This is a genomic window from uncultured Cyclobacterium sp. (assembly GCF_963976465.1).
GTDB lineage: Bacteria > Bacteroidota > Bacteroidia > Cytophagales > Cyclobacteriaceae > Cyclobacterium.
Genome location: NZ_CAXBOC010000279.1, coordinates 1 through 7,421 on the forward strand (window position 1 = coordinate 1; position 7,421 = coordinate 7,421).

The 7,421-nt window shown below is 38.1% G+C and carries 6 protein-coding genes; 2 read left to right on the forward strand and 4 right to left on the reverse strand.

All coding sequences use genetic code 11. The features are described 5' to 3' along the window. The first annotated feature begins 225 nt into the window (after positions 1-225). Complete coding sequence (locus tag AAC037_RS15310) at positions 226-678, forward strand: hypothetical protein (RefSeq protein WP_339903795.1); 453 nt, start codon at positions 226-228, stop codon at positions 676-678. A gap of 235 nt (positions 679-913) precedes the next feature. Here AAC037_RS15310 and AAC037_RS15315 read toward each other — a convergent pair whose 3' ends face one another. From AAC037_RS15315 to AAC037_RS15325, 3 genes are read right to left on the reverse strand one after another with little or no spacing between them, the layout of a single operon-like run. After that, positions 914-2,404, reverse strand: a complete 1,491-nt coding sequence (locus AAC037_RS15315) for a TolC family protein (protein ID WP_339903796.1) — start codon at positions 2,402-2,404, stop codon at positions 914-916. Beyond that, the gene (locus AAC037_RS15320) at positions 2,397-3,710 is read right to left on the reverse strand and encodes an ABC transporter permease (protein ID WP_339903797.1); all 1,314 of its coding nucleotides are present in this window, start codon (positions 3,708-3,710) and stop codon (positions 2,397-2,399) included. Before AAC037_RS15320 ends, AAC037_RS15315 begins: the two co-directional genes overlap by 8 nt. Before the next feature lie 50 nt (positions 3,711-3,760). Next, complete coding sequence (locus AAC037_RS15325; RefSeq protein WP_339903798.1) at positions 3,761-5,074, reverse strand: efflux RND transporter periplasmic adaptor subunit; 1,314 nt, start codon at positions 5,072-5,074, stop codon at positions 3,761-3,763. Between the two features lie 197 nt (positions 5,075-5,271). Between AAC037_RS15325 and AAC037_RS15330 the strand changes: the two genes are divergently transcribed. Further along, positions 5,272-6,036, forward strand: coding sequence for a class I SAM-dependent methyltransferase (locus AAC037_RS15330; RefSeq protein ID WP_339903799.1), 765 nt, complete (start codon positions 5,272-5,274; stop codon positions 6,034-6,036). 29 nt (positions 6,037-6,065) lie between these two features. Here AAC037_RS15330 and wecB read toward each other — a convergent pair whose 3' ends face one another. Continuing rightward, positions 6,066-7,163, reverse strand: coding sequence for a UDP-N-acetylglucosamine 2-epimerase (non-hydrolyzing) (gene wecB, locus AAC037_RS15335; protein ID WP_339903800.1), 1,098 nt, complete (start codon positions 7,161-7,163; stop codon positions 6,066-6,068). Positions 7,164-7,421 lie beyond the last annotated feature (258 nt).

The window sequence follows — 7,421 nt, forward strand, 5'->3', positions numbered from 1 at the left end:
TCAGAATGGGGAGAGTCCATATCGTTAAAAGGAGGTGTTAAACATTCCATTCAACCACCGACTAACGCAGGAAACCTGGCATTGATACTGGCAAAATGATCGAAATAAAGTCTCAAATTAGGAGCATTATGGTATTTCTCTTTCTGATTAAATCAATTAATTGGAAAAGAGAATAAAAATGGCATCCTTTATGCATTACTTCGCTATAATTCTTATATTGATTACTTGGAAACATTCTTAAAATATCTGAAAGTTGAGGCCATAGGAGGTCATATTATTAGAATATCTCTGGCCTGTCTGCTATTATTTGGAGGCTTCACTAAGCTAAAATTAATAGGAGCATTGGAATACAACCTATTTTGGTCAATAATTTTGGCCGCTATCGAAACGTTTGCTGCCTTTGGTCTGCTTATTCACTACAAAAAACCTGTTATTGGAATAGCTGCCGGGGTATTGGCTATACTGTCCATCTTTTTACGGGTTGTTTTTTCAATAGGCTGGGTAAGAGATCATATTTTACGGTCCCATTCTTTTTTAGATGCTTTCGGCGCCATTCTAGGTGTATATAACAACGGCCTTTTTCATATTGCCCTTTTATTTGGGGCAGGAATTTACTGTTTGGGAAATTCTTATAAAGCCTATATCAAAGAAAGAATTACCAAGCCTTGGCCGCATTAAGAGTAAATTATTTGAACAAGGATTTTATTTAAATTTAGATGCTTCTTTCCGGATTAGCCGGCCATAAATAAAAAAGCATCCGTTTTAAGGATGCTTTTTTATAGTTCTAGTCTTTTATTTTACAGGCTTTCTAAGGGAAATTTCACAGAACAGAAAATTGTTAATGTCACCTATTTAAGTTAGTGAAAAAAAACTAAATCCAAACTTTAATAAGCACAACAGCCTACTTATTTAATTAATCTTCCATAAAGCCCATGTCAGGGGTATACAAAAGATTATCTGCTTCAAAATCGTATAAGGTAAGCTCACGGAGCTCATAATAAGCCACCCAATATTCCCTCAAGGATTCAACATAACTTCTTCTATTTTTATCTTTTTCTTGCTGGGCTATGCCTAGATCTGTAATCGTCACATTTCCACTTTGGTACCTTCTGAATGAAATCTCATAACGCTTATCGGCCACCAAATCAGAAGTTTTTGTGATTTCCACCCGATCTTTAAGCATGATAAAGTTCCTCACCTTGGTGAAAATTTCCTGCTCAAAATTGATAATGTCCTGCTCAATTTCAAATTCGGTCAGCTTTTGATTGGCTTTGGCGATACTCATTCTGGCTTTATTTCTACCCCAATCAAGAATGGGTACATTAATACCTAAACTTACCAAGGCTTGGGTATTTGGATTGGAATAAATGCCTGACCACATTAGGTCTGCTTTATTGTAACCATAACTGGCATTCAAACTCATTTGAAACCTTTGCCCTCTTGCTTGAGCGACTTGAGCTTCAGCTTCCGTTCTTTGCCTTTCAAATCTGATCGCATCCGATCGATTTTGAAAAGCATATTCAATGGCTTTTTGTACATCGACATCAAAATCAGGAATTACACTGGGCAATACCAAATTTAGCTTGGTATTTTCATTCAAGCCAATATAAGATTTTAGAGATAAAGAAGATGACTCCATATCCAACTTTGCCTGGGCAACTCCCTGCCTGGCTTCAAGTACCTGTAATTCTACCTGAAGTAATTTATCTTCATAAGTGGTCCCTATATTATACCTGCCTTGCTCAATCTTTAGTATGGCCTCTGAATTCTGTAAGTTTTTGGTTGCAATGTCCAAATTCACTTGGGCAACAAGAAATTGGAAAAACATTTGGGTCACTACCCTGCTAATCTGTTCCATTTCTTCTACATATTCCCGCTTACTTTCTTCATACCTAATAGGATCAATTTTTTTGTCCCACTTGTAGCGATTGTAAGCAAATATAGGTTGAGTCAAACGAACATTCACAGGTACCCCATTCCATCTTGTTTGGTTTTCAGCGTCTGAGGACAGAAAGTTATCAAATCTACTCGTTGAACTATTGACTGATAAGGTACCGCCGGTAGGGGCTATAACCTGCCTCAACCCTAACTCAAGATCCGCGAAATTTTGTCGCACTTCTCTGAATTCAATGGTACCATCCGGCTGGGTAACATTAGTGAAGGATTGAGAGTAACGCGGGAGTGTCCCTTCCAAACGCAATTGAGGATTATAATCAGCTTGAAATAATCTATAAATCCAATAATTATTTTCCCTTCTGGTATCCGCATTTAGGGCTGCGGGGGATTGGTTTTTAGCCCTTTCGATAATTTCTTCAAGTGTATAACTTACCACTTCTTGGGCAGAGGCAGAAAAAGCAATCTGAAAAAGAAGGGCAATTGTAATTGATAAATATTTTTTATTCATAACGTAGAGAAGTTATAGGGTCTTGACTTGCAGCGCGCTTTGCCGGAGTGATCCCAAAAACCAATCCAACAGTGGCTGCTACACCAAAAGACAAAACGATGGAACTTAAAGTAATCACTGTAGGGAAATCTGCGAAAGTGGATACAAGGTGTGCCAAAACCACACCTAATATAACACCTAACAGTCCTCCACTTACGCTGATCATAATTGACTCGAACAGAAATTGATTTACAATATCGTTCTTTTTTGCTCCCAACGAAAGTCTTAGGCCAATTTCTTTTATTCTTTCCATCACAGAAGCCAACATGATGTTCATTATCCCTATTCCTCCCACTAGTAGAGAGATACCTGCGATTGCTCCAAGTACTATATTAAAAATATTCTGAGTTCTTTGCTGCTGTTTGAGTAATAGCTCAGGGATGGTGATCTCAAAATCAACCACATTAAAATGTCTCCTTTCCAGCATTTTTGCTAAAACCTCTGCTGTAGGATTAAGGAGCTCACTTTCTGAAACTTGAATAACCAATTTATCAATTTGGTGATAATTGCCGGAGCTGTTACTATTGGAATCATTTAACCTGGATTCAGTGACCAGATCTCTGTTTCGATATCGGATCAACATGGTTTGAATAGGAATATAAACATCCATATTGAAATCCCTTATCCCTAATTTGGAGATACTGGATTCAGAAACAAGTCGCTCTTCCAAGATTCCGATTACCTCCAACCATTGGCTTCCGCTTTTTATTCGTTTGCCTATGGGATTTTCATTGGGGAAAAATCTGGCTGCCACATTTCTGCCAATGATACAAACAGGGTTTCCTTCAACAAGATTCTTCTTACTGAACATGCGACCCTCTCTTAATTGAAAATCCAACACATCGAAATAAGCAACATCCACCCCCACTAACTTCGCAGAACGGCGAATGCCACTTTTTACAATATAAGTATCCATGACAATTTCAGGGCTAATGCGATTGATTCCCGGAATAACGTTTTGAATGGCTTGTACATCCTCCAACTTCAGCCCTGGAGAAAATTTACTTTTCTCGCGCTCCATTCCGCTATCTTGATCTACCTGCTCTTCAATCTGCTCAACAATAGGTTCGACTACAATATTATTTACCCCAACAAGCTTGATTTGCTCCATAATTTCCTGCTGGGCTCCGGTTCCAATCGCCAGCATGGCTATTACCGCTGCCACACCAAAAATAATTCCCAAAGCAGTCAATAATGACCGAACCTTATTGGCCAATACAGCCTCGAAAGCAATGTAGAAATTTGCTAATAACCTTTCATTGAACATAAATCTTGGTTGGTTTTTTAAGGAGATTGTTAAAATTTAAAAAATCCAGTTTAGTAAGTATCTGTCACTGTAGCCAATGGCTCTTCCTCCTCCTCTTTTTGGTCAAGATTTCTTTTACCATTCAATTCTTCTAGTAAATTTATGGCAATGTTTTCTCCCCAATCAGGGGTATTTAAATAAACATATTGTCCCTGACTCAACCCTTTTTCAATGACTACATCATTGGCATTGGTCATCCCTAACAATACTTCTTGCTTGACTCCATTTCTTAGGTAAACATAATTGATACTATCATTGGCCACATTTACCGCTTCCAATGGTACGTATAGCACATCGTCTAATTTATCTGCAATAATGGTATTGCTAGAGGTCATGGAAGGACGCAGCAACGGGTCGCTTTCGTTAATTTCTATGATTACCTCAAAAACTTTAGCATCAGAGTTTGGTCTTTGCTGCCCTACATTGGCCACTTTTTTCACCTCGCCTGTGTATTTCTTATCCGGAAATGCATCCATTCCCACTTCAACTTGTTGGTTTACCTTAACCCTTCTGATGTCCACCTCATTGATATAGGTAATGCTTTGCATGGTGGTTAGGTCCGGTAAAGTAGCTACAACAGGATTCCAAGAGTTGATTTGGGAGCCTTCTTTCACCTTTGAGCCCCTATAATCCACATAAATCACCATGCCATCCTGAGGAGCTGTTACTACAAATTTATCCAAAACTTCCACCATTTGCTTCACCTCCAACTCATCCTCTCTGAGTTTGGCTGCAATTTCCATCATGCGGGCTTTTTCTTGAAGGGTTTTAATTCTATACCTTTCTTTGGCTTGATCCAGCTCTCTTTTGGCTTTTTCTACATTGTACTCATTCTGTTTGATAATGGCAGGTGGTTCAAACTGTGATTGCTCTAAAATCAATTCTTGTTCCTGAACAATGTATTGCTGATTTAGAATATTGTCTCGTTCTACACGTAAATTCAAAGAGGTATCCAACTGAACTTGTTCATATTGTGCTTTTGTTTGTTCTAAGTCCAATCTTCTATCTTCTAAACGGCCGAACAATTCAGTTTTATCTATAGAACAAATAAAATCTCCTTTTTGTACTACCGTTCCTTCATCCACCATTTTGTCAATGGTAAAGCTTCCAATTCGAAATCTCCTTGCCTCAGCCGGACCAAATACCTGAACAGAACGAAGTGCTTCTAATTCTCCGGAAGTAGTGATCTCTACACGAAATTCCCCTTCATCAACGGTTGCCAAAATATTATTTTCTACTCCGGTACTTCCTGAAGCAAAGAAAAAATACAAGGCTCCGATGACCAATATGCTTCCAAGAGCGACGTATATTAGATTCCTTTTCATATTGATTGTGTTAAATACATTCAAATTTAGCCATTGTGAAACCTAAAACATCTCCACATAGCATTTTATATAGCCACTAGAATAATAATTTAAGTGTTCAGTTAACATTTAAATTTAAGTAAAAAGCTTCCAACTGGTTAAATAATCATTTTCGCCTAAGGAAGTGCCATTTCCAAGCTACCTTATATATTTGCAATATGAAATCAATGATTAGTTGGACAATACGCCATATTCCTAGAAAATATTTACAACTCTTTAGCCATTTCTTTCTAAAGATCGCTGCAGTGATTTATAAAGGATCAACTGTAACCTGCAATATCTGTCAAAAAGGATTTCGCAAATTTTTACCCTATGGAAGAAAAGCTAGAGAAAATGCACTGTGTCCCAACTGCTTGGGTTTAGAAAGACATCGGCTGATGTGGCTTTTTTTACAGAAGGAAACTGACTTTTTTACAGCCCCACAAAGCGTCTTACATGTAGCGCCAGAGTTGTGTTTTCTTGGTCGCTTTAAAAAATTGAAAAACCTGGAATATATTACCGGCGATATAGAATCACCTTTGGCGGATGTAAAAATGGACATTCATCAAATCCCCTTTGAAGACAATTCATTCGACGTTGTTTTTTGCAACCATGTTATGGAACATGTAGAGGATGACATAAAAGCTTGTACCGAAATCAATCGAGTTCTGAAGCCCAATGGTTGGGGAATTATCCAATCGCCGGTATACGAACAAGAAGTGACGCTGGAAGACGAAAGCATTACAGATCCGAAAGAAAGGGAACGGGTGTTTGGTCAAAGTGATCATGTCCGAAAATACGGTAAAGATTATGCCAAAAGGTTGAGTCAATCTGGTTTAATGGTATCTGAAAACAACTTTGTTAAGCAGTTGCCGAAAGAAATAATAAAAAAATATGCCCTTCCTGAAAAAGAAATAATTTTCTATTGTCAGAAAGGGCAATAAATTGAAATTATTTACTTTAGGTCAAGGCATTACCCCAACTTCTGGAGCAATATATCTACAATCCTTTTAGCCGTTTTGCCATCCCATAAATGAGGGATTTGCCCTTTCTTCCAATTCCCGGAAAACAATTTCTCCATGGAAGGCTTTATGGCTTTTGGATCAGTTCCAAGCAATTCATTGGTTCCTTCTGTGATGGTTTCAGGGCGCTCCGTATTGTCTCTCAAGGTCATACAAGGAACACCCATAACTGTGGTTTCTTCAGTGATCCCCCCTGAATCGGTAACCACCGCCTTTGCACTTTCAACAAGGAAGTTAAACTCCAAGTACCCCAGAGGATCAATCATATGCAGTCTTTCATGAGATATACCCAGGTTTTGTAGCATTTTCTTGGTTCTGGGATGAACAGGAAAAATTAATGGCAAGCCACCTGAATGGTCTATAATTTCTTGAATCAATTCTTTCAGTTTTTCTTCCTGGTCAACATTGGCAGGCCTATGCAAAGTCATTACTATGTATTTTCCCTTTTCCAAGCCGATTTTATCCCATACTTCCGGCTTCTGAAATCTAGGTCTATGCTTTAATAAAGTATCAATCATGGTATTGCCCACATAAAAGATTCGCTCTTCCTCAACACCAGCTTTCCTTAAGCTTTCATTGGCCACTTCTGAAGTAGTGAAAAAATAATTCGTGATACTATCCGTAACCATACGGTTAATCTCTTCGGGCATGGACCAATCACCGGACCTTATCCCTGCCTCCACATGAGCCACTTTTACATGAAGTTTTTGGGCTGTAATGGTGCAGGCCATTGTAGATGTCACATCTCCCACCACCAGACAAAGGTTAGGTTTATTTCCTTCCATCAGCAATTTCTCATAGCCAATCATAATGGCTGCTGTTTGCTCAGCCTGAGTTCCCCCACCTGCGCCAAGATTGACATCCGGTTCAGGAATCCCCAACTGTTCAAAAAAACTTCCGGACATGTTTTTGTCGTAATGTTGCCCAGTATGGATCAGTCTAAAGTTTATTGCTTTTCCTTCTCCTGCAGCTGCGTTTATCGCATCTATTATGGGAGAAATTTTCATAAAATTAGGGCGAGCCCCTGCAATCAAGTCTACGCTTATCATATTTCAAAAATTAAATTTATCAAGTTTACCAAATAAATATGAAAAAAAGAGAAATTGACCCCTTAAATATTTCGAATAATATAAATAAAACAATTTAAAAAAAGTAAAACTTTTAATTAAATCTCCATTTTTTCAGCTCATTCAAATTTTATATAAATTGTTTTACCCTACAAAGGACGACAATAGAAAAACTTCCTCCAAAAAAAAGAATGAGTAGACAATTAATTATCACCTAATAAACACCCATTCATCGGAGCT

What these genes read in the sequence shown, in the direction of transcription:
- AAC037_RS15320 (WP_339903797.1), bottom strand. Translation starts at nt 3,710, where the DNA reads ATGTTCAATGAAAGGTTATTAGCAAATTTCTACATTGCTTTCGAGGCT.
- AAC037_RS15325 (WP_339903798.1), bottom strand. Translation starts at nt 5,074, where the DNA reads ATGAAAAGGAATCTAATATACGTCGCTCTTGGAAGCATATTGGTCATC.
- AAC037_RS15315 (WP_339903796.1), bottom strand. Translation starts at nt 2,404, where the DNA reads ATGAATAAAAAATATTTATCAATTACAATTGCCCTTCTTTTTCAGATT.
- wecB (WP_339903800.1), bottom strand. Translation starts at nt 7,163, where the DNA reads ATGATAAGCGTAGACTTGATTGCAGGGGCTCGCCCTAATTTTATGAAA.
- AAC037_RS15330 (WP_339903799.1), top strand. Translation starts at nt 5,272, where the DNA reads ATGAAATCAATGATTAGTTGGACAATACGCCATATTCCTAGAAAATAT.